Genomic DNA, 275 nt, shown 5'->3' on the forward strand with positions numbered 1-275 from the left:
CCGAACTCGGGCAGGACGGCGGTGTAGTCGGAGACGTCGTAGCCGCCGTCGCGCAGCGGAGACTTGAAGAAGGGCGGCAGCCAGAGGCAGTCGACACCGAGCCACTGGAGGTAGTCGAGCTTGGCGGTCAGGCCCTTGAGGTCGCCGATGCCGTCGCCGTTGCTGTCCTGGAAGGAGCGGACCAGGACCTCGTAGAAGACGGCTCGCTTGAACCAGTCCGGGTCCCGGTCCTTGGCCGGTGTGTCCTCGAAGGTGTCCGGGACGGGCTCGTTGAC

Annotated in this window: 1 protein-coding gene; it reads right to left on the bottom strand. The window is 66.9% G+C overall.

The features are described from left to right. The coding region (locus IG99_RS43860; RefSeq protein ID WP_037684652.1) for an alpha-amylase family glycosyl hydrolase at positions 1 to 275 on the bottom strand (275 nt) is incomplete at both ends.

Origin of the sequence: Streptomyces griseus subsp. griseus, from assembly GCF_000720255.1 — a bacterium.
GTDB classification, from domain to species: domain Bacteria; phylum Actinomycetota; class Actinomycetes; order Streptomycetales; family Streptomycetaceae; genus Streptomyces; species Streptomyces griseus_I.